Genomic DNA, 18,677 nt, shown 5'->3' with positions numbered 1-18,677 from the left:
CTTTCTACTCTCGCAGCACCGTGGGCGTGAAGGCTCAGTCATGCCCCTGACATCCCCACATACCTGAGGAGGCGCAGCATGCGCTTCAGACACAGAGCCGCGGCAGGGTTCGCGACCCTGTTGCTCCCCCTGGCCGGCCTCGTCGGTCTCGCGGGCCCCGCCCAGGCCGCGGCATGGGGGTCCCCCCGCTCGAGCGCAGCCGAGAGTGGGGGAGCGACGGCGAGCTTCACCAAGACCAGCGACTGGGGAACCGGCTTCGGCGGTCAGTGGACCATCAAGAACACCGGTACCTCCAGCATCAGTTCCTGGACCGTCGAGTGGGACTTCCCCTCGGGGACGTCCGTCACCTCCGCCTGGGACGCGGACGTCACCAACTCCGGCACCCACTGGACCGCGAAGAACAAGTCCTACAACGGCACCATCGCCCCCGGCGCCTCCGTCTCCTTCGGCTTCAACGGCTCCGGCTCGGGATCGCCGTCCAACTGCACCCTGAACGGCGGCAGTTGCGACGGCGGTACGACGGTCCCCGGTGACAACCCGCCGTCCGCGCCCGGCACCCCGACCGCCTCGGACATCACCGACACCTCGGTCAAGCTCTCCTGGGGCGCGGCCACCGACGACAAGGGCGTGAAGAACTACGACGTCCTGCGCGACGGCAAGGTCGTCGGCACGGTGACGACGACCTCGTACACGGACAGCGGCCTGTCCGCAGGCACCGACTACTCCTACACCGTGCAGGCCCGGGACACCGCCGACCAGACCGGCCCGGTCAGCGGCGCGGTCAAGGTGCACACCACCGGCGGCGGCACCACTCCCCCGACCACCGGCGACAAGGTCAAGCTCGGCTACTTCACCGAGTGGGGCATCTACGGCCGCAACTACAACGTCAAGAACCTGGTGACGTCCGGCTCGGCCGCCAAGATCACGCACATCAACTACGCCTTCGGCAACGTGACGAACGGCCAGTGCGCGATCGGTGACGCCTACGCCGACTACCAGAAGACGTTCACCGCCGACCAGTCGGTCAGCGGTGTCGCGGACACCTGGGACCAGCCGCTGGCCGGCAACTTCAACCAGCTGCGCGAACTGAAGGCCAAGTACCCGAACCTCAAGGTGCTGTGGTCCTTCGGCGGCTGGACCTGGTCCGGCGGCTTCGCCCAGGCCGCCGCCAACCCGGCCGCCTTCGCGGACTCCTGCTACAACCTGGTCAAGGACTCGCGCTGGGCCGACGTCTTCGACGGCATCGACATCGACTGGGAGTACCCGAACGCCTGCGGGCTGTCCTGCGACACCAGCGGGGCCGCGGCCTTCAAGAACGTGATGGCCGCACTGCGCGCCAAGTTCGGCTCCAGCGCCCTGGTCACCGCGGCCGTCACCGCCGACGGCTCCTCCGGCGGCAAGATCGAGGCGGCGGACTACGCGGGCGCCTCGAGTTACGTCAACTGGTACAACGTGATGTCGTACGACTTCTTCGGCGCCTGGGACGCGCAGGGCCCGACCGCCCCGCACTCCCCGCTCACCTCCTACAGCGGCATCCCGAAGGCCGGGTTCGACACCGCCGACGCGATCGCCAAGTACAAGTCCGTCGGCGTCCCCGCCACCAAGCTGCTCATCGGCATCGGCCTCTACGGCCGCGGCTGGACCGGCGTCACCCAGGACGCCCCGGGCGGCACGGCCACGGGACCCGCGGCCGGCACCTACGAGCAGGGCATCGAGGACTACAAGGTGCTCAAGACGTCCTGCCCGGTCACCGGCACGATCGCGGGCACCGCGTACGCCCACTGCGGCAGCAACTGGTGGTCCTACGACACCCCGTCGACCATCGCCGGGAAGATGAGCTGGGCCAAGTCCCAGGGGCTCGGCGGCGCGTTCTTCTGGGAGTTCAGCGGCGACACCAGCGACGGTGAGCTGGTGAACGCCATCAGCAGCAACCTGTAAGGACAGAGCTCCTAAGCGACGTTGACGCTCCCCCAGACTTCGTCCGGGGGACCCCCACCCAGCGAGTGAATGTGGCTATGCCACATTCACTCGCTGTCCGGGCGGGGCTGCCTCCAGCCACGCGAGGAATCCGGTCAGCGCGTCTTCGCTCATGGCGAGTTCGAGGCGCGTGCCCCGATGGGTACAGGCGAGGACCACCGCGTCGGACAGCAGCGCCAGTTCCTCCTCGCCCTCGGGCAGCCGGCGGCCGGCCACCTCGATGGCGGCGCGCTCCAGGGTGCGGCGCGGCCGGAAGGCGTAGGAGAAGACGCGGTACCACTCGATGCGGTCGCCGTTGTAGCGGGCGACGCCGTAGGACCAGCCCTTGCCGCCCGCGTCCGGTTTCTCGGCCACGTCCCAGCGCAGGGAACAGTCGAAGGTCCCGCCGGAGCGCTGGATGAGCCTGCGGCGCAACCCGAACAGGAACAGTCCCACCACCACGAGCGCGACCACGATCCCGCACACAGTCAGAGCGAGGACCATCGGCACCGACCTCCTCGTCTCCCAGGCAGTAGCACTGCTCTTGTTACTGAGTAATGAAACGGAAAAAACACCCACATCTGCCTCAGCCGCGACCGGCACCGGATTGCTCCGGGCCGGCCGCGGCTGAGTGATGTCAACGTACCGCGCGGCTGGATCAGCGCGCCGCCGCCGCACGCAGGCGGACGTCTGCGCGGCGCTCGGCGGCGGCGTCGCCCTCCGCCTTCGCGCGCTCCAGCTCCCGCTCCGTGCGCTGGACATCGATCTCGTCCGACAGCTCGGCGATCTCGGCCAGCAGGGACAGCTTGTTGTCCGCGAACGAGATGAAACCGCCGTGCACCGCGGCGACGACCGTTCCACCGTCACTCGTACGGATGGTCACCGGGCCCGACTCCAGCACACCGAGCAGCGGCTGGTGACCGGGCATGACGCCGATGTCGCCGGACGTGGTGCGCGCGACGACCAGGGTGGCCTCGCCGGACCAGACCTGGCGGTCGGCGGCGACCAGCTCGACGTGCAGCTCAGCAGCCAAGGGTGGCTCCTCGGGTCACCACCCGGCGGTTCTGCCGGGTGTTGGGGTCAATTCTAGTGGGCGTGGAGAGAGGGGCTGGACGCACCCCGAAGAGTGCACCCGCGCCCCTCTCCCATGAACTCAAGGAGTTCAGGAGACGCCCAGCTCCTTGGCGTTGGCCTTGAGGTCCTCCAGGCCACCGCACATGAAGAACGCCTGCTCGGGGAAGTGGTCGTACTCGCCGTCGCAGATCGCGTTGAACGCGGCGATCGACTCGTCGAGCGGCACGTCCGAACCGTCCACGCCGGTGAACTGCTTGGCGACGTGGGTGTTCTGGGACAGGAAGCGCTCCACGCGACGGGCACGGTGGACGACGAGCTTGTCCTCCTCGCCGAGCTCGTCGATACCGAGGATCGCGATGATGTCCTGGAGGTCCTTGTACTTCTGCAGGATGTTCTTCACGCGCATGGCCGCGTTGTAGTGGTCCTGCGAGATGTAGCGCGGGTCCAGGATCCGGGACGTGGAGTCCAGCGGGTCCACGGCCGGGTAGATGCCCTTCTCGGAGATCGGACGGGACAGAACCGTCGTCGCGTCGAGGTGGGCGAAGGTGGTCGCCGGGGCCGGGTCGGTCAGGTCGTCGGCGGGGACGTAGATCGCCTGCATCGAGGTGATCGAGTGACCGCGGGTCGAGGTGATGCGCTCCTGCAGGAGGCCCATCTCGTCGGCCAGGTTCGGCTGGTAGCCCACCGCGGACGGCATGCGGCCGAGCAGCGTGGAGACCTCGGAACCGGCCTGCGTGAAGCGGAAGATGTTGTCGATGAAGAACAGCACGTCCTGCTTCTGGACGTCACGGAAGTACTCGGCCATGGTGAGGCCGGCCAGCGCGACGCGCAGACGGGTGCCCGGGGGCTCGTCCATCTGACCGAAGACCAGCGCGGTCTTGTCGATGACGCCCGAGTCGGTCATCTCCTCGATGAGGTCGTTGCCCTCACGGGTGCGCTCACCGACACCGGCGAACACGGAGACACCGTCGTGGTTGTTGGCGACACGGTAGATCATCTCCTGGATGAGCACCGTCTTGCCGACGCCGGCGCCGCCGAACAGGCCGATCTTGCCGCCCTTGACGTACGGGGTGAGCAGGTCGATGACCTTGACGCCCGTCTCGAACATCTCGGTCTTGGACTCGAGCTCGTCGAAGTTCGGGGCCTTGCGGTGGATCGGCCAGCGCTCGCCGTCGTAGGACTCGTCGACGTTCAGCACCTCACCGAGGGTGTTGAACACCTTGCCCTTGGTGAAGTCGCCGACCGGCACGGAGATCGGCGCGCCGGTGTCGGTGACCGGGGCCTGGCGGACCAAGCCGTCGGTCGGCTGCATGGAGATGGTGCGGACCAGGCCGTCGCCCAGGTGCTGGGCGACCTCGAGGGTCAGCGTCTTCTTCTCGCCGGCGTTGGCCGGGTCGGCCACCTCGACGTGCAGGGCCTGGTAGATGTCCGGCATCGCGTCGACGGGGAACTCCACGTCGACGACCGGGCCGATGACCCGGGCGACGCGGCCCGTAGCCGTCGCGGTCTCAACAGTGGTGGTCATTTATCGGTCACTCCCCGCGGTCGCGTCGGCCAGGGCGCTGGCGCCACCGACGATCTCGCTGATTTCCTGGGTGATTTCGGCCTGGCGGGCCGCGTTGGCAAGACGGGAGAGCGTGTTGATCAGCTCGCCCGCGTTGTCGGTGGCCGACTTCATCGCGCGCCGCGTGGCGGCGTGCTTCGAAGCGGCCGACTGGAGCAGCGCGTTGTAGATACGGCTCTCCACGTAGCGCGGCAGCAGGGCGTCGAGGACGTCCTCCGCCGAGGGCTCGAAGTCGTACAGCGGGAGGATCTCACCCTTGGGGTGGGCCTCCTCGGCGCCCGCGGCGGCAGCCGCTGATGTCACAGCTTCGAGGCGCAGCGGCAGCAGCCGGGCGTCCAGCGCCGTCTGCGTCATCATCGAGACGAACTCGGTGAAGACGATGTGGAGTTCGTCCACGCCGCCCTCGGCCGTCTCCTTCTCGATGGCCTCGATCAGGGGCGCCGCGACCTTCTTGGCGTCCGCGTACGACGGCTCGTCCGTGAAGCCCGTCCACGACTCCGTGACCTTGCGCTCACGGAAGTTGTAGTGGGCGACACCGCGCCGGCCGACGATGTACGTGTCGACCTGCTTGCCCTCGCGCTCCAGGCGCTCGGTCAGCTGCTCCGCCGTCTTGATGGCGTTGGAGTTGAAGGCGCCGGCGAGGCCTCGGTCGCTCGTGAGGAGCAGGACCGCGGCACGGGTCGGGTTCTCCGTCTCCGTGGTGAGCGGGTGCTTGGTGTTCGAGCCGGTGCCGACCGCCGTGACCGCACGCGTGAGCTCGTTCGCGTACGGCGTGGAGGCCGCCACCTTGCGCTGTGCCTTGACGACGCGCGAGGCGGCGATCATCTCCATCGCCTTGGTGATCTTCTTGGTCGCGCTGACGGATCGGATGCGACGCTTGTAGACCCGGAGCTGGGCTCCCATGAGTCAGGTCCCTTCCTTACGTCACTTGGCGGCAGCGGCAGGAACGTCCTCGCCGAGCAGCTTGCCGTCGCTCGTCTCGAACTGCTTCTTGAAGTCCGCGATCGCGTCGGCGACGGCCGTGAGCGTGTCGTCGGACATCTTGCCGCCCTCACGGATGGAGGTCATGAGGCCCTGCTCCTTGCGGTGCAGGTAGTCCAGCAGCTCCCGCTCGAAGCGGCGGATGTCGACGACCGGGACGTCGTCCATCTTGCCGGTGGTGCCGGCCCACACGGAGACGACCTGGTCCTCGGTCGACATCGGCTGGTACTGGTCCTGCTTCAGCAGCTCGACCATGCGCTGACCGCGCTCCAGCTGGGACTTCGACGCGGCGTCCAGGTCGGAACCGAAGGCGGCGAACGCCTCCAGCTCACGGAACTGGGCGAGGTCGACGCGCAGCCGGCCGGAAACCTGCTTCATCGCCTTGTGCTGGGCGGAACCACCGACTCGGGAGACGGAGATACCGACGTTCAGCGCGGGGCGCTGACCGGCGTTGAACAGGTCCGACTCCAGGAAGCACTGGCCGTCGGTGATGGAGATGACGTTGGTCGGGATGAACGCCGAGACGTCGTTGGCCTTGGTCTCGACGATCGGCAGACCGGTCATCGAACCGGCACCCATGTCGTCGGAGAGCTTGGCGCAGCGCTCCAGCAGCCGGGAGTGCAGGTAGAAGACGTCACCCGGGTAGGCCTCACGGCCCGGCGGGCGGCGCAGCAGCAGGGACACGGCGCGGTAGGCGTCGGCCTGCTTGGACAGGTCGTCGAAGATGATCAGGACGTGCTTGCCCTCGTACATCCACTGCTGACCGATGGCCGAACCGGTGTACGGCGCAAGGTACTTGAAGCCGGCCGGGTCGGACGCCGGGGCGGCGACGATGGTCGTGTACTCCAGGGCGCCGTTCTCCTCCAGCGCGCGGCGCACGCCGGCGATGGTGGAGCCCTTCTGGCCGATGGCGACGTAGATGCAGCGGACCTGCTTCTTGGGGTCGCCCGAGCGCCAGTTGTCGCGCTGGTTGATGATCGTGTCGACGGCCAGGGCGGTCTTGCCGGTCTGACGGTCACCGATGATCAGCTGGCGCTGGCCGCGGCCGATCGGGGTCATCGCGTCGACGGCCTTGTAGCCGGTCTCCATCGGCTCGTGCACCGACTTGCGCTGCATGACCGTGGGGGCCTGCAGCTCCAGCGCACGGCGGCCGGACGTCTCGATCTCGCCGAGGCCGTCGATCGGGTTGCCGAGCGGGTCGACGACACGGCCGAGGTAGCCCTCGCCGACCGCGACGGAGAGGACCTCGCCGGTGCGCGTGACCGGCTGGCCCTCCTCGATGCCGCTGAACTCACCGAGGACGATGGCACCGATCTCGCGCTCCTCGAGGTTGAGGGCGAGGCCGAAGGTGCCGTCCTCGAACTTCAGCAGTTCGTTGGCCATGGCCGAGGGAAGACCCTCGACCTTCGCGATGCCGTCGCCGGCAAGGGTGACCGTACCGACCTCCTCGCGCGAGGCCGCGTCCGGCTTGTACGACTGGACGAAGTTCTCCAGCGCGTCCCGGATCTCCTCCGGCCGGATCGTGAGCTCCGCCATCTGGGTTCCCTGCTCTCCTTGTTGGGCCCGAAGTTTCACTTGGGGGGTCTGGGGGCGACCCCCAGGAATCCTCTGCACGGCCCAACCAGGGCCGTAAGTACGTACTGCTTTTCTCGAGTGCTGCTTGTTCGAGATGTCGAGTTGCTGCTAGCTCGCCATGCGGCGGGCCGCGTCGTCCAGCCGGTCCGCGAGGGAGCCGTTGATGACCTCGTCACCGACCTGCACCCGGATACCGCCGATCACCTCGGGGTCCACGTCCAGGTTGAGGTGCATCCGGCGGCCGTAGAGCTTGGCGAGGGCGGCGCCGAGGCGCTGCTTCTGGCCGTCGCTCAGCGGTACCGCCGAGGTGACGACGGCGACCATGCGGTCCCGGCGCTCGGCGGCCAGCTTGGACAGGGACTCCAGTCCCGCTTCCAGGCTACGTCCACGCGGCGCGGTCACAAGGCGCGTCACCAGACGCTCCGTGGCCGGCTTGGCCCGCCCGCCGAGCAGCCGGTTCAGCAGCTCGGTCTTGGCCGCCGTACCGGCGGAGCGGTCGGTCAGCGCGGCGCGCAGGTCGGTGCTGGAGGAGACGATCCGGCCGAACCGGAACAGCTCGTCCTCCACCTCGTCCAGGGTGCCCCGCTTCTCCGCGGCGGTGAGGTCGGCGATGTCCGCCAGCTGCTCCAGCGCGTCCACCAGGTCACGCGGCTGCGACCAGCGGGAGCGCACCGTCCCGGCCACCAGGTCGGCGGCGGGCCCGCTGACCTGGGCGCCGATCAGACGCTGGACCAGGTCCGCCTTGGCCTCTGCGGGCTTCGCCGGGTCGGTGAGGACCCGGCGCAGTCCGGCCTCGCGGTCGAGCAGCGCGGTGACGGCCGCCAGCTCGTCGGCGAGCGACACGGCGTCCACGGACGTGGAGTCCGTCAGCGCGTCGAGACGCTCACGTGCGGCTGCCAGGGCCTCGCGGCTCGCTCCGTTCATCGCGTGGCCTCGGCCTTCTCCTCGAGCTCGTCGAGGAAGCGGTCGATCACACGGCTCTGGCGGGCGTGGTCCTCGAGGGACTCGCCGACGAGCTTGCCGGCCAGTTCGGTGGCGAGCTTGCCGACGTCCTGACGCAGCGTCTGCGCGGCGGCCTTGCGGTCGGCCTCGATCTGGGCGTGACCGGCGGCGACGATCTCCTCGCGCTGCCGCTGGCCCTCGGCCCGCATCTCGGCGATGAGGGCGGCACCCTGCTCCTGCGCCTCCTGGCGCAGGCGCGCGGCCTCGTGCCGGGCCTCGGCGAGCTGGGCCTTGTACTGCTCAAGGACGCTCTGGGCCTCGACCTTCATGGCGTCGGCCTCTTCGATGCCGCCTTCGATCGCCGCGCGACGCTCCTCCAGAACCTTGTTGATGTTCGGAAGCAGCTTCTTCCAGAAGAAGAAGAACACGATGGCGAAGGCGATGGTGCCGACAAGCAGCTCGGGAGCCTCGGGAAGGAGCGGGTTCCCGCCCTTCTCCGGAAACGCCAGCTGTACCAGGTTGGCGGTCACATCAGTGCCTTTCGTCGATTCGTGCCGGGTAAGGGGTGATTACTTACCGAACACGAACGGCATAACGATGCCGATGAGGGCGAGCGCCTCACAGAAGGCGAAGCCGAGGATCTGGTTGGCGCGGATCAGACCCGCGGCCTCGGGCTGACGGGCCAGCGCCTGGGTGCCGTTGCCGAAGATGATGCCGACGCCGATGCCGGGGCCGATGGCCGAGAGGCCGTAACCGACGGAACCGAGGGAACCCGAGACAGCGGCGAGGGTCTCAGTGGCAGCCATGCTGAATCTTCCTTCTCTTTACGGACCGGTGGGGGTTGGCCACCGGACGACCGGGGGGTGGTGGGGCTCAGTGGTGCTCGGCGAGAGCGCCCTGAATGTAGGAGCAGGCCAGCAGTACGAAGACGTACGCCTGGACGGCCTGGACGAAAAGCTCGAAGCAGATCATGGCCATCGTCATCACGAAGGAGACGCCGGCGGCCGGGATCATCCAGCTGTTCAGCAGGTACCAGGAGGCGACGGTGAACATCCCCAGCATCAGGTGACCGGCGAACATGTTGGCGAAGAGTCGCACCGCGTGCGTGAACGGGCGGACCAGCAGGTTCGAGAAGAACTCGATGAACATGACCAGCGGGAGCACGGCGCCGAGCGACTTGTCGTAGCCCGTCACGTTCTTGAAGAAGCCGACGAAGCCGTGCCGCTTGAAGGTCAGCCCGACCCAGAGGACCCAGACGAGCACGGCCAGCACCATCGGGTATGCGATGACCGAAGCGACCGGGAACTGCGCCACCGGAATGACGGACCAGACGTTCATGATCCACACGAAGAAGAAGATGGAGACCATGAGCGGTACCCACTTCTCGCCCTCGCGCTTGCCGAGGGTCTCGTAGACGATGCCGCGGCGCACGAAGTCGTAGCCGGCCTCGCCGATCATCTGCAGCTTGCCGGGGACGACCTTGGCCCTGCCGAACGCGGCCCAGAAGAAGCCGACGACGAGCGCGGTGGTGACGAGCGCGAGCAGCATCACCTTGTTGAAGTCGAAGCCCCCGACCGTGAAGAGGGGCTTGAACAGGAAGGAGTGCAGGCCCGGAGCCGGGAAGCCACACCCGTTGTCGGACATGATCCGACAACTCCAGTCAAAGGCGAGCTGGGTCTGGTCAGCACTCACCGCGGGCTCCTTCGGCGTGACGCATGGGTACGGCAACCTCGTTGTGTCGGCGCGGCGCGCGGCCGCGGATCGGCACCGGACTGGTGTTACGGATGTGGGGGCGGCTGGGGGGCATCGAGCCTCGCGATCGAGCAGGCGTCAGCTCAGATGCCCGCGCCCGCGATGCCGCAGTTGGCACCGGACGATAGCAGGAGATCTCACAAGCCTTTATCCCGCCCCTACCCCTCACGATGACGGCCCTGTCTTCTCGGGCTTGTCGCTCTTCGCGGAGTCGGGATCGATGTAGAAGATCTTGGCTTTCAGGTGCGCGCGGGCCTGTGCGGCCATCCACGCGACGGTCGTGACCACGATCCCCACGGCGAACGCCTTGCCGTTGAAGAGGGAGGTGCCTTTGAAGACGGCGACGAAGATGAAGAGGAGAAGCAGCTGGGCCATGTAGAGCATGAGGCCCATGGCCTGGAAGAGCTGCGGGAGCGTTTTTGCCGTCCACTGCAGCACGTACAGGCCGATTCCCATGAACAGGATGGCCAGCACCGTGCCGACGGCCGCGCCGAGCGCGCCCTTGCCCCCCGCGACCGCGGCGCTCACGGCGACGGCGATCGCGCCTGCAGCCGCTGCGGGCACAGCGATCTGCAGTAGGTTCCGGGCGTCTTTGGACGGCATGGCGGCAACTCCGCTTTCACAGGGGGCAGGGTGTCGTCATGGACGAGCGTAGTCCCGGGCTGAGTGATCGAGACCTCACACCAATGGACCGTCGCACTACGGTCCTTCGGTTCTATCCCGGGTTCTCGTGAACCGTATCACAAACTATTTGATGAGGTCTTTACCTGGTCCGTGTGCTTGCTGTCACACATGAGAATGACAGTGCGCGTCTGTGCAAAAACCGGGCCCATTTGTCTGGTATTGGAGGGCTTTGGTGCCCCACGAGATGGCAATGCTCTCGTCAGATTCTTACCTTGACCCGGTCAGCGCCGGTCAAGAAAACGCGAACGAGCGCCGATCGCGGTCGCTCCGTTGACGCCCGAGACTCCCGCGGTGACGGGGGCCCGTTCCGGCGTCTCCTGCGCCTCCTGCGTCTCTTCCGCGCCCACGGCCTCCCTGGCCACAGCGGCCCGGGCCGCACGGCGGCGCAGCCGGTAGCGCGGCGGCACGAACCGCTGCGCCCACACCGGCACCCGCGGCGTGAAGCGCGGGAGCAGCAGCAGGACCAGACCGACCGCGCTGAGGAACACCACGCCGAGCACGATCCACATCGAGGCCGAGTTGACCGAGTAGGCCAGCGCGCCGAAGGCGATCAGCGCCGACCAGAAGTACATGATCAGCACCGCCCGGCTGTGCGAGTGGCCGATCTCCAGCAGCCGGTGGTGCAGATGCCCGCGGTCCGCGGCGAACGGCGACTGACCGCGCCAGGTGCGCCGGACGATCGCGAGCACCAGGTCCGCCGTCGGCACCGCGATGATCGTGAGCGGCAGCAGCAGCGGGATGTAGACCGGCACCGTCGCGTGCACCGCGGCCCTCTCGGAACCCACGTACAGGCCCAGCGCGTCCGGGTCCAGCTGACCCGTGATCGAGATCGCGCCGGCCGCCAGCACCAGGCCGATCAGCATCGAGCCGGAGTCGCCCATGAAGATCCGCGCGGGATGCATGTTGTGCGGCAGGAAGCCCAGGCACATGCCCATCAGGATCGCCGCGAACAGGGTGCCGGGGGCGGCGGCCTCGATGCCGTACGAGTACCAGATCCGGTAGGCGTACAGGAAGAACGCGCCGGCCGCGATGCAGACCATGCCGGCCGCGAGGCCGTCCAGGCCGTCCACGAAGTTCACCGCGTTGATCGTGATGACCACGAGCGCCACGGTCAGCAGGGTGCCCTGCCACTGGGTCAGCGCCACGTTGCCGACGCCGGGGATGGGCAGCCACAGGATCGTCAGACCCTGCACGACCATCACGCCCGCGGCGATCATCTGCCCGCCCAGCTTGATCAGCGCATCGATCTCGAACTTGTCGTCCAGGACGCCGATCAGCCAGATCAGGGCCGCGCCGGAGAGCAGGGCCCGCGGCTCGTTCGACTTCGCGAAGACCTCGTTGAGGTTGGTCAGGTGGGCCGCGACCAGCAGACCCGCGCACAGGCCGAAGAACATGGCGATACCGCCGAGGCGCGGAGTGGGTTCCCGGTGCACGTCACGCGCCCGGATCTCCGGCATCGCCCCGGCCACGATCGCGAACTTCCGTACCGGCCCTGTCAGCAGGTACGTCACCGCGGCCGTGATGCAGAGCGTCAGCAGGTATTCACGCACAGGCTTCCCCACGGGTCTCGCTGGCCATCACAGCCCCACACCCTAGCGATGGATGTATATGGATGGGGACTTCCGGGTAGCCACGATGGTTGCACGCCCGGCTGTGGACCATGGCACACATCGGGGTGTACGGGGCAGCGCCTACCCCCGTTCAGTCCGGATACGGCGGAAAAGCTCCTGTGAGAACCCGCACCTCCTCCCGTGCCGCGGCCGGCTCGCTCTCGCCCCGCAGCACGGCCGCCGTCAGCGCGGCGATGCGCACCATCTCCGGCTCCCCCATGCCCTGCGTGGTCACCGCGGCCGTGCCCAGGCGCAGGCCCCGGCCGTCGCCGTGCGGCAGGGCGCAGCAGTCCAGGACGATCCCGGCGGCGGCGAGCCGGCCGCGTGCGGTGCGGCCGTCCACGCCGAGCGGGGCCGGGTCTGCGGTGATCAGATGGGTGTCCGTGCCGCCGGTGGTGACGGTGAGGCCCTCGGCGGCCAGGTGACCGGCGAGAACCTGTGCGTTGGCGACCACCTGATGGGCGTACCCGGCGAAGGCCGGTGTTGCCGCCTCGCCGAAGGCGACGGCCTTCGCGGCGATCGTGTGCATCTGCGCGCCGCCCTGGGTGAACGGGAACACCGCCCGGTCCACGCGCTCGGCCAGTTCGCTCCCGCACAGGATCATCCCGCCGCGCGGGCCGCGCAGCACCTTGTGGGTGGTCGCGCACACGATGTCGGCGTACGGCACCGGGTTCGGCGCCGCGCCGCCGGCGACCAGCCCGATCGGGTGCGCGGCGTCGGCGATCAGATAGGCCCCGACCTCGTCGGCGACCTCGCGGAAGAAGGCGTAGTCGATGTGCCGGGGGTAGGCGATCGAGCCGCACACGATCGCCTTGGGCCGGTGGCCCCGGGCCAGGTGGCGCACCTGGTCGTGGTCGATCAGCCCGGTCTCCGCGTCCACGCCGTACCCGACGAAGTCGAACCAGCGGCCGGAGAAGTTCGCGGGCGAACCGTGGGTGAGATGGCCGCCGTAGTGCAGGCCGAGGGCGAGGACCGTGTCGCCGGGGCGCAGCAGTGCGGCGTAGGCGGCCAGCACGGCCGAAGAGCCGGAGTGGGACTGGACGTTGGCGTGTTCGGCGCCGAACAGTTCCCTGGCCCGGTCGATGGCGGCGCGTTCGGCGAGGTCGACGATCTCGCAGCCGCCGTGGTACCGGGCGCCCGGATAGCCCTCGGCGTACTTGTTGGCGAGCGGCGAGCCGAGGGCGGCGAGCACGGCGGGCGAGCAGAAGTTCTCGGCGGCGATCAGCTGCAGGGTGGTGGACTGCCGCGCCAGTTCCGCGAGCAGGATCTCGGCCATCGCCGGGTCCTGCCGCCGCAGGACATCGGTCTCGAGGGTAGGGGTGACCGACATGGCGGGCTCCCGGGCGGTCGACGGTGACGTAGGTCCAATGTAGGCCCGAGATGCCTTGGATGCCCGGTATTGCGGCCCCTTACGGGTGCTCAGGTCCCGGGGTGCTCAGGTCCGCGCGGGAACCCCCGTCAGCGCCGTCACCACCGGATCCAGCGCCTGGTGTATCTCGTCCCCGACCGACCGGAAGAACGGAAGGGGCGCCCCGTACGGGTCGTGGACCTCGTCCGCCTCCGCCGTGGGCGCGAGCAGCCACCCGCGCAGCGCCGCCGCCGCACGCACCAGGGCGCGGGCGCGCATGACCACGCCGTCGTCCAGGGGCGGCAGGGTGGCCGGATCTATCGCCCGGACCAGCCGGGTGAACTCCTTCAGGGTGAAGGTGCGCAGGCCCGCCGAATGGCCCATGGAGATGACCTGGGCACGGTGGTCACGGGTGGCGGTGAGCACGAGGTCGGCCCTGATCACGTGCTCGTCCAGCAGCTCCCGGCCGAAGAAGCCGGAGGCGTCCGCGCCGAACTCGGCCAGCACGGTCTCCGCGTTGGCCTCCATCGGCGCGCCCTCGTGGCCCCAGGTGCCCGCGCTCTCCACGATCAGACCGCCGCCGAGCACGCCGAGCCGCTCCGCGACGAAATGCCGGGTCAGCCGCTCGGTGATGGGCGAGCGGCACACGTTGCCGGTGCTGACGTGGAGGATGCGGAAGGTGTCGTGGGGGAAGCCGAACGTCGTCGTCTCCTCCGCGACACGCTCCCCGGTGCCTATGCCACGCCCCGCCTCAGGGGCCGTCAATTCGCCACCTCGAGGTCGGGTACGACCTTGCGCAGCTCCTCCGGGGAGATCGCGCCCTGGCGCAGCAGCACCGGCACCGGGCCGGAGACGTCCACGATGGACGACGGCACGCCGGCCGGGGTGGGACCGCCGTCGAGGTAGACGGAGACGGAGTCGCCGAGCATCTCCTGCGCGGCGTCGCAGTTCTCCGGGGCCGGGTGGCCGGTGAGGTTGGCGGAGGAGACGGCCATGGGGCCGACCTCGGTGAGCAGCTCGATCGCGACGGGGTGCAGCGGCATGCGGACGGCCACCGTGCCGCGGGTGTCGCCGAGGTCCCACTGCAGGGACGGCTGGTGCTTGGCGACGAGGGTCAGGGCGCCCGGCCAGAACGCGTCGACCAGCTCCCAGGCCAGCTCGGAGAAGTCCGTGACGAGGCCGTGCAGCGTGTTCGGGGAGCCGATGAGGACAGGGGTGGGCATGGTGCGGCCCCGGCCCTTGGCGGCGAGCAGGTCGGCGACGGCCTCGGGGGAGAACGCGTCGGCGCCGATGCCGTACACCGTGTCGGTCGGCAGCACCACCAGCTCGCCCCGGCGGACGGCGGACGCGGCCTCGCGCAGACCCGTCGCGCGGTCGGTCGCGTCGTTGGTGTCGTATCGCCGTGCCATTTAGCGGGCCTCCTCGTACACGTACTGCGGAATCGATGTCATGGGGGTGCTCACGGCAGCGCCTTGCGGGCGGTGGCGAACCGGGGGCGGTTGTTGAGGTCGGGGTGGTCGGCCGCGTCGGCCCAGCCCCGCTCCTCGGTGAAGATCCACGGCACCTGGCCGCCCTGGGTGTCGGCGTGCTCGATCACGACGACGCCGCCGGGGCGCAGGAGACGGTGGGCGGTGCGTTCGATGCCCCGGATCAGGTCGAGCCCGTCCTCACCGGAGAACAGCGCCAGCTCGGGGTCGTAGTCACGGGCCTCGGGAGCCACGTACTCCCACTCCGTGAGCGGGATGTAGGGCGGGTTGGAGATCACCAGGTCGACCTGTCCGTCGAGGTCGGGGAAGGCCGTCAGGGCGTCGCCCTGGCGCAGGTCGACCCTGGACCCCGCCACGTTCTTCCGCGTCCACACCAGGGCGTCCTCGGACAGCTCCACGGCGTGCACGCGCGAGCGCGGGACCTCCTGGGCAAGGGCGAGCGCGATGGCGCCGGATCCGGTGCACAGGTCGACGATGCACGGCTCGACGACGTCCATGGCGCGCACGGCGTCTATGGCCCAGCCCACCACGGACTCGGTCTCCGGCCGGGGCACGAAGACGCCCGGCCCGACCTGCAGCTCCAGGTAACGGAAGTAGGCGCGCCCGGTGATGTGCTGCAGCGGCTCGCGCTGTTCGCGCCGGGCGATGACCTCCCAGTAGCGGGCGTCGAAGTCCGAGTCCTTCACGGAGTGCAGTTCGCCGCGCTTGACGCCGTGCACGAACGCGGCGAGCTCCTCCGCGTCGGTGCGCGGCGAGGGCACGCCGGCGTCGGCCAGCCGCTGGGTGGCCTGGGCCACCTCCGCGAGCAGCAGGTTCACGCAAGTCCTCCGTGTCGTGCTCGTGCGTGGGTGTCTTACGCGGCCGCCAGCTTCGCCGCCGAGTCGGCGTCGACGCAGGCCTGGATCACCGCGTCGAGGTCGCCGTCCAGGACCTGGTCCAGGTTGTACGCCTTGAAGCCGACGCGGTGGTCGGAGATGCGGTTCTCCGGGAAGTTGTAGGTGCGGATCTTCTCGGAGCGGTCGACCGTGCGGACCTGGCTGCGGCGGGCGTCGGCGGCCTCCCGCTCGGCCTCCTCCTGAGCCATGGCGAGCAGCCTGGAGCGCAGGATACGCAGTGCCTGCTCCTTGTTCTGCAGCTGGCTCTTCTCGTTCTGGCAGGAGGCGACGACCCCGGTCGGGATGTGCGTGATGCGCACCGCGGAGTCGGTGGTGTTCACGGACTGGCCGCCCGGACCGGAGGAGCGGTAGACGTCGATGCGGAGGTCGTTCGGGTTGATCTCCACGTCCACCTCCTCGGCCTCGGGGGTCACGAGGACACCGGCGGCGGAGGTGTGGATACGGCCCTGGGACTCGGTCGCCGGCACGCGCTGCACGCGGTGCACGCCGCCCTCGTACTTCAGCCGGGCCCACACGCCCTGGCCGGGTTCGAGCTGACCGCGGGACTTCACCGCGACCTGGACGTCCTTGTAGCCGCCCAGCTCGGACTCGGTGGCGTCGATGATCTCGGTCTTCCAGCCGACGCGCTCGGCGTAGCGCAGGTACATGCGCAGCAGGTCGCCGGCGAAGAGCGCGGACTCGTCGCCGCCCGCGCCCGCCTTGATCTCCAGAATGACGTCCTTGTCGTCACTCGGGTCGCGCGGGATGAGCAGGAAGCGCAGGCGCTCGGTGAGCTCCTCGCGCTGCTTGTCCAGCTCCTTGACCTCGGCGGCGAAGTCGGGGTCGTCGGCGGCAAGCTCGCGCGCGGTCTCCATGTCGTCGCCGGCCTGCTTCCAGGAGCGGTACGTGGCGACGATCGGGGTCAGCTCGGCGTAGCGCTTGTTCAGCTTGCGCGCGTTTCCCTGGTCGGCGTGGACCGACGGGTCGGCGAGCTTCTTCTCCAGATCGGCGTGTTCGGCGACGAGTTCGTCGACGGCCTCGAACATCGTGGGCTCCTGTACTGCGGTGAGGGGAAGGGCGGGCGACCAAAAACGCCGGTCCCGGGCACACCCCCGCGAGGGCGTGACCGTGGACCGGCGATATGGGGCTCGCTACTTCTTGGAGCCGGCGGCAGCCTTGCCGAAGCGGGCCTCGAAGCGGGCCACACGGCCACCGGTGTCGAGGATCTTCTGCTTGCCCGTGTAGAACGGGTGGCACTCGGAGCAGACCTCGGCCCGGATGGTGCCGGACTCGATGGTGCTACGGGTGGTGAACGACGCGCCGCAGGTGCAGCTGACCTGCGTCTCGACGTACGCGGGGTGGATGTCGCGCTTCAAGGTGTCTCCTAGGTTTCGGGAGGGCGCCGGGTCGCCGCCGCGGGATGCGGGAGCGTGAACCGGAGCCGACGTACCAGTCTGCCAGGACTGGGGCCATCCCCCAAAACCGGGGGTGACTGTCATCTATTCCCTGCGGGTCTCTTCGCTGCGGGTCTCTTCCCTGCGGGTCGGTGACTACTCCACGACGCCCTTCGCCTCACCAGTGGCCGTACCCGCCGTGGCCGACTTCGGGATCGGGCGGTCGTTCTTCAGGGCGTCCCACACCAGCTGGGCCTTCTGCTTCTCCATGAGGACCCGGTTGGGGTTGGACGGGTCGTACCGGACCGGCATGGTGATCATGGTCATGTTCTTGGCGCCGATGCCCTTGAGGCCGTCCGCGAAGTCGATCAGGGCGTTGACCGAGCCGAGGTCGGAGTCGGTGGTGACCGTCTTGGTGGCGGTGTCGGCGAGGTCGTAGAGCTTCTTCGGGTTGCTGAAGATGCCGACGTGCTCGACCTGGCTGATCAGCGCCTTGACGAAGGCCTGCTGGAGCTGGATGCGGCCCAGGTCGGAGCCGTCGCCCACGCCGTGCCGGGTGCGGACCAGGCCGAGGGCCTGGCGGCCGTCCAGGGTGTGGGTGCCGGCCTGGAGGGTGAGGTGGCTCTGCGGGTCGTCGATGCTCTTCGTCGTGGTGACCGGGACGCCGCCGAGGTCGTCGATGAGCTTCTGGAAGCCCGCGAAGTCGACCTCCAGGTAGTGGTCCATGCGGATGCCGGTGAGGGACTCGACGGTCTTCACCGCGCAGGCCGCGCCACCGGTGCCGTAGGCCTCGTTGAACATCGTGCCGGACGCCGCCGGGTGCGTGGTGCCCTTGGTGTCGGTGCAGGCCGGGCGGTCGATCAGGGTGTCCCGCGGGACGGAGACCACACTGGCCTTCTTGTGGCCCTCGTAGACGTGGACGATCATCGCCGTGTCGGAGCGCGCGCTGCCGTCGTCGGTGCCGCCGCCGAGCTGCTTGTTGGAGCCGGAGCGGGTGTCGGAGCCGAGGACCAGGATGTTCTCGGAGCCGTTGGCGATCTTCGAGGGCCGGTCGTTGCCGAGGGCCTGGTCGATGTCGACGCTTCGGATGTTGCCGTTGAGCTTGAAGTAGAGGTATCCGGCGCCTGCCCCGCCCAGCACGACCACCCCGGCTGCCGTCCAGGCCGTGACCAGCAGGGCCTTACGGCGCTTGCTGCGGGCCTTGCGGCGGCGGCCCTTGCCACCGCTTCGGGGGCCGGTCTCACCCGGCGCGGTTATGGCGGGCTCCGGCGTGCTCTCGGCGGACACATCGCTCCTAGGTCTCGTCGGTCGTTACCCCCTGCTTTCAGGGTCGGGCGCGGTCGGTACCGCTCCATCGTCGCTCCGTAAGGGCAGACGGAGAAACTCGGGCAAGGGTTGCACAACGCAAAATCCCCACCGCGTGCGGCGATGGGCA

Annotated in this window: 19 protein-coding genes; 1 reads left to right on the top strand and 18 read right to left on the bottom strand. The window is 69.0% G+C overall.

Going from position 1 to position 18,677, the window contains the following annotated elements; genetic code table 11:
- Positions 1-78: 78 nt before the first annotated feature.
- Positions 79-1,938 (top strand): glycosyl hydrolase family 18 protein, encoded by a 1,860-nt coding sequence (locus ACWC2T_RS11560; protein ID WP_450670157.1) that lies wholly within the window; start codon positions 79-81, stop codon positions 1,936-1,938.
- Between the two features lie 75 nt (positions 1,939-2,013).
- On the opposite strand, the gene ACWC2T_RS11555 is transcribed toward ACWC2T_RS11560, so the two are convergent.
- From ACWC2T_RS11555 to ACWC2T_RS11470, 18 genes are all read right to left on the bottom strand, one after another.
- A complete protein-coding gene (locus ACWC2T_RS11555; protein WP_351215662.1) occupies positions 2,014-2,460 on the bottom strand; it encodes a DUF2550 domain-containing protein in 447 nt (148 codons plus the stop codon).
- A gap of 154 nt (positions 2,461-2,614) precedes the next feature.
- Entirely contained in the window at positions 2,615-2,989 is a 375-nt protein-coding gene (locus ACWC2T_RS11550; RefSeq protein WP_031171909.1) for a F0F1 ATP synthase subunit epsilon, read from the bottom strand.
- Between the two features lie 129 nt (positions 2,990-3,118).
- Positions 3,119-4,555 (bottom strand): F0F1 ATP synthase subunit beta, encoded by a 1,437-nt coding sequence (atpD, locus tag ACWC2T_RS11545; protein WP_388758181.1) that lies wholly within the window; start codon positions 4,553-4,555, stop codon positions 3,119-3,121.
- Positions 4,556-5,497, bottom strand: a complete 942-nt coding sequence (locus ACWC2T_RS11540; protein ID WP_450670156.1) for a F0F1 ATP synthase subunit gamma — start codon at positions 5,495-5,497, stop codon at positions 4,556-4,558.
- 21 nt (positions 5,498-5,518) lie between these two features.
- On the bottom strand, positions 5,519-7,111 hold the full coding sequence (gene atpA / locus ACWC2T_RS11535; protein WP_450670155.1) for a F0F1 ATP synthase subunit alpha: 1,593 nt from the start codon (positions 7,109-7,111) through the stop codon (positions 5,519-5,521).
- A gap of 147 nt (positions 7,112-7,258) precedes the next feature.
- Positions 7,259-8,074 carry a F0F1 ATP synthase subunit delta gene (locus ACWC2T_RS11530; protein WP_450670154.1) on the bottom strand — a complete coding sequence of 272 codons (816 nt, stop codon included), beginning with the start codon at positions 8,072-8,074 and terminating at the stop codon, positions 7,259-7,261.
- Positions 8,071-8,622 (bottom strand): F0F1 ATP synthase subunit B, encoded by a 552-nt coding sequence (locus tag ACWC2T_RS11525; RefSeq protein WP_450670153.1) that lies wholly within the window; start codon positions 8,620-8,622, stop codon positions 8,071-8,073. The genes ACWC2T_RS11530 and ACWC2T_RS11525 overlap by 4 nt, the downstream gene beginning before the upstream one ends.
- A gap of 39 nt (positions 8,623-8,661) precedes the next feature.
- Entirely contained in the window at positions 8,662-8,898 is a 237-nt protein-coding gene (locus ACWC2T_RS11520; protein ID WP_199212019.1) for an ATP synthase subunit c family protein, read from the bottom strand.
- 67 nt (positions 8,899-8,965) lie between these two features.
- Positions 8,966-9,736, bottom strand: a complete 771-nt coding sequence (gene atpB, locus ACWC2T_RS11515; protein WP_450670213.1) for a F0F1 ATP synthase subunit A — start codon at positions 9,734-9,736, stop codon at positions 8,966-8,968.
- 273 nt (positions 9,737-10,009) lie between these two features.
- Positions 10,010-10,447 (bottom strand): hypothetical protein, encoded by a 438-nt coding sequence (locus ACWC2T_RS11510; RefSeq protein ID WP_153546527.1) that lies wholly within the window; start codon positions 10,445-10,447, stop codon positions 10,010-10,012.
- Between the two features lie 302 nt (positions 10,448-10,749).
- Positions 10,750-12,078, bottom strand: a complete 1,329-nt coding sequence (locus ACWC2T_RS11505) for an MraY family glycosyltransferase (RefSeq protein ID WP_450670152.1) — start codon at positions 12,076-12,078, stop codon at positions 10,750-10,752.
- Positions 12,079-12,229: 151 nt separating this feature from the next.
- A complete protein-coding gene (locus tag ACWC2T_RS11500) occupies positions 12,230-13,468 on the bottom strand; it encodes a serine hydroxymethyltransferase (RefSeq protein ID WP_450670151.1) in 1,239 nt (412 codons plus the stop codon).
- Between the two features lie 105 nt (positions 13,469-13,573).
- On the bottom strand, positions 13,574-14,251 hold the full coding sequence (locus tag ACWC2T_RS11495; protein ID WP_450670150.1) for an arsenate reductase/protein-tyrosine-phosphatase family protein: 678 nt from the start codon (positions 14,249-14,251) through the stop codon (positions 13,574-13,576).
- Complete coding sequence (locus tag ACWC2T_RS11490) at positions 14,248-14,895, bottom strand: L-threonylcarbamoyladenylate synthase (RefSeq protein ID WP_450670149.1); 648 nt, start codon at positions 14,893-14,895, stop codon at positions 14,248-14,250. The genes ACWC2T_RS11495 and ACWC2T_RS11490 overlap by 4 nt, the downstream gene beginning before the upstream one ends.
- Before the next feature lie 50 nt (positions 14,896-14,945).
- A complete protein-coding gene (gene prmC, locus ACWC2T_RS11485) occupies positions 14,946-15,791 on the bottom strand; it encodes a peptide chain release factor N(5)-glutamine methyltransferase (RefSeq protein WP_351215683.1) in 846 nt (281 codons plus the stop codon).
- 35 nt (positions 15,792-15,826) lie between these two features.
- Positions 15,827-16,894: a peptide chain release factor 1 gene (gene prfA, locus ACWC2T_RS11480; protein WP_450670148.1), complete on the bottom strand. Its 1,068-nt coding sequence runs from the start codon at positions 16,892-16,894 to the stop codon at positions 15,827-15,829.
- 105 nt (positions 16,895-16,999) lie between these two features.
- Positions 17,000-17,224, bottom strand: coding sequence for a 50S ribosomal protein L31 (gene rpmE / locus ACWC2T_RS11475; RefSeq protein ID WP_014675000.1), 225 nt, complete (start codon positions 17,222-17,224; stop codon positions 17,000-17,002).
- A 174-nt stretch (positions 17,225-17,398) separates the two neighbouring features.
- Complete coding sequence (locus ACWC2T_RS11470; RefSeq protein ID WP_450670147.1) at positions 17,399-18,529, bottom strand: LCP family protein; 1,131 nt, start codon at positions 18,527-18,529, stop codon at positions 17,399-17,401.
- Between the last annotated feature and the right edge of the window lie 148 nt (positions 18,530-18,677).

This window comes from Streptomyces sp. NPDC001393 (assembly GCF_053597455.1).
This window is presented reverse-complemented; position numbering and strand designations above follow the sequence as displayed.

Bases quoted from the DNA above. Each gene is read 5' to 3' on its own strand.
- ACWC2T_RS11560 (WP_450670157.1), top strand. From the start codon at position 79: ATGCGCTTCAGACACAGAGCCGCGGCAGGGTTCGCGACCCTGTTGCTC.
- ACWC2T_RS11555 (WP_351215662.1), bottom strand. From the start codon at position 2,460: ATGGTCCTCGCTCTGACTGTGTGCGGGATCGTGGTCGCGCTCGTGGTG.
- atpD (WP_388758181.1), bottom strand. From the start codon at position 4,555: ATGACCACCACTGTTGAGACCGCGACGGCTACGGGCCGCGTCGCCCGG.
- ACWC2T_RS11540 (WP_450670156.1), bottom strand. From the start codon at position 5,497: ATGGGAGCCCAGCTCCGGGTCTACAAGCGTCGCATCCGATCCGTCAGC.
- atpA (WP_450670155.1), bottom strand. From the start codon at position 7,111: ATGGCGGAGCTCACGATCCGGCCGGAGGAGATCCGGGACGCGCTGGAG.
- ACWC2T_RS11530 (WP_450670154.1), bottom strand. From the start codon at position 8,074: ATGAACGGAGCGAGCCGCGAGGCCCTGGCAGCCGCACGTGAGCGTCTC.
- ACWC2T_RS11520 (WP_199212019.1), bottom strand. From the start codon at position 8,898: ATGGCTGCCACTGAGACCCTCGCCGCTGTCTCGGGTTCCCTCGGTTCC.
- atpB (WP_450670213.1), bottom strand. From the start codon at position 9,736: ATGTCCGACAACGGGTGTGGCTTCCCGGCTCCGGGCCTGCACTCCTTC.
- ACWC2T_RS11510 (WP_153546527.1), bottom strand. From the start codon at position 10,447: ATGCCGTCCAAAGACGCCCGGAACCTACTGCAGATCGCTGTGCCCGCA.
- ACWC2T_RS11500 (WP_450670151.1), bottom strand. From the start codon at position 13,468: ATGTCGGTCACCCCTACCCTCGAGACCGATGTCCTGCGGCGGCAGGAC.
- ACWC2T_RS11490 (WP_450670149.1), bottom strand. From the start codon at position 14,895: ATGGCACGGCGATACGACACCAACGACGCGACCGACCGCGCGACGGGT.
- prfA (WP_450670148.1), bottom strand. From the start codon at position 16,894: ATGTTCGAGGCCGTCGACGAACTCGTCGCCGAACACGCCGATCTGGAG.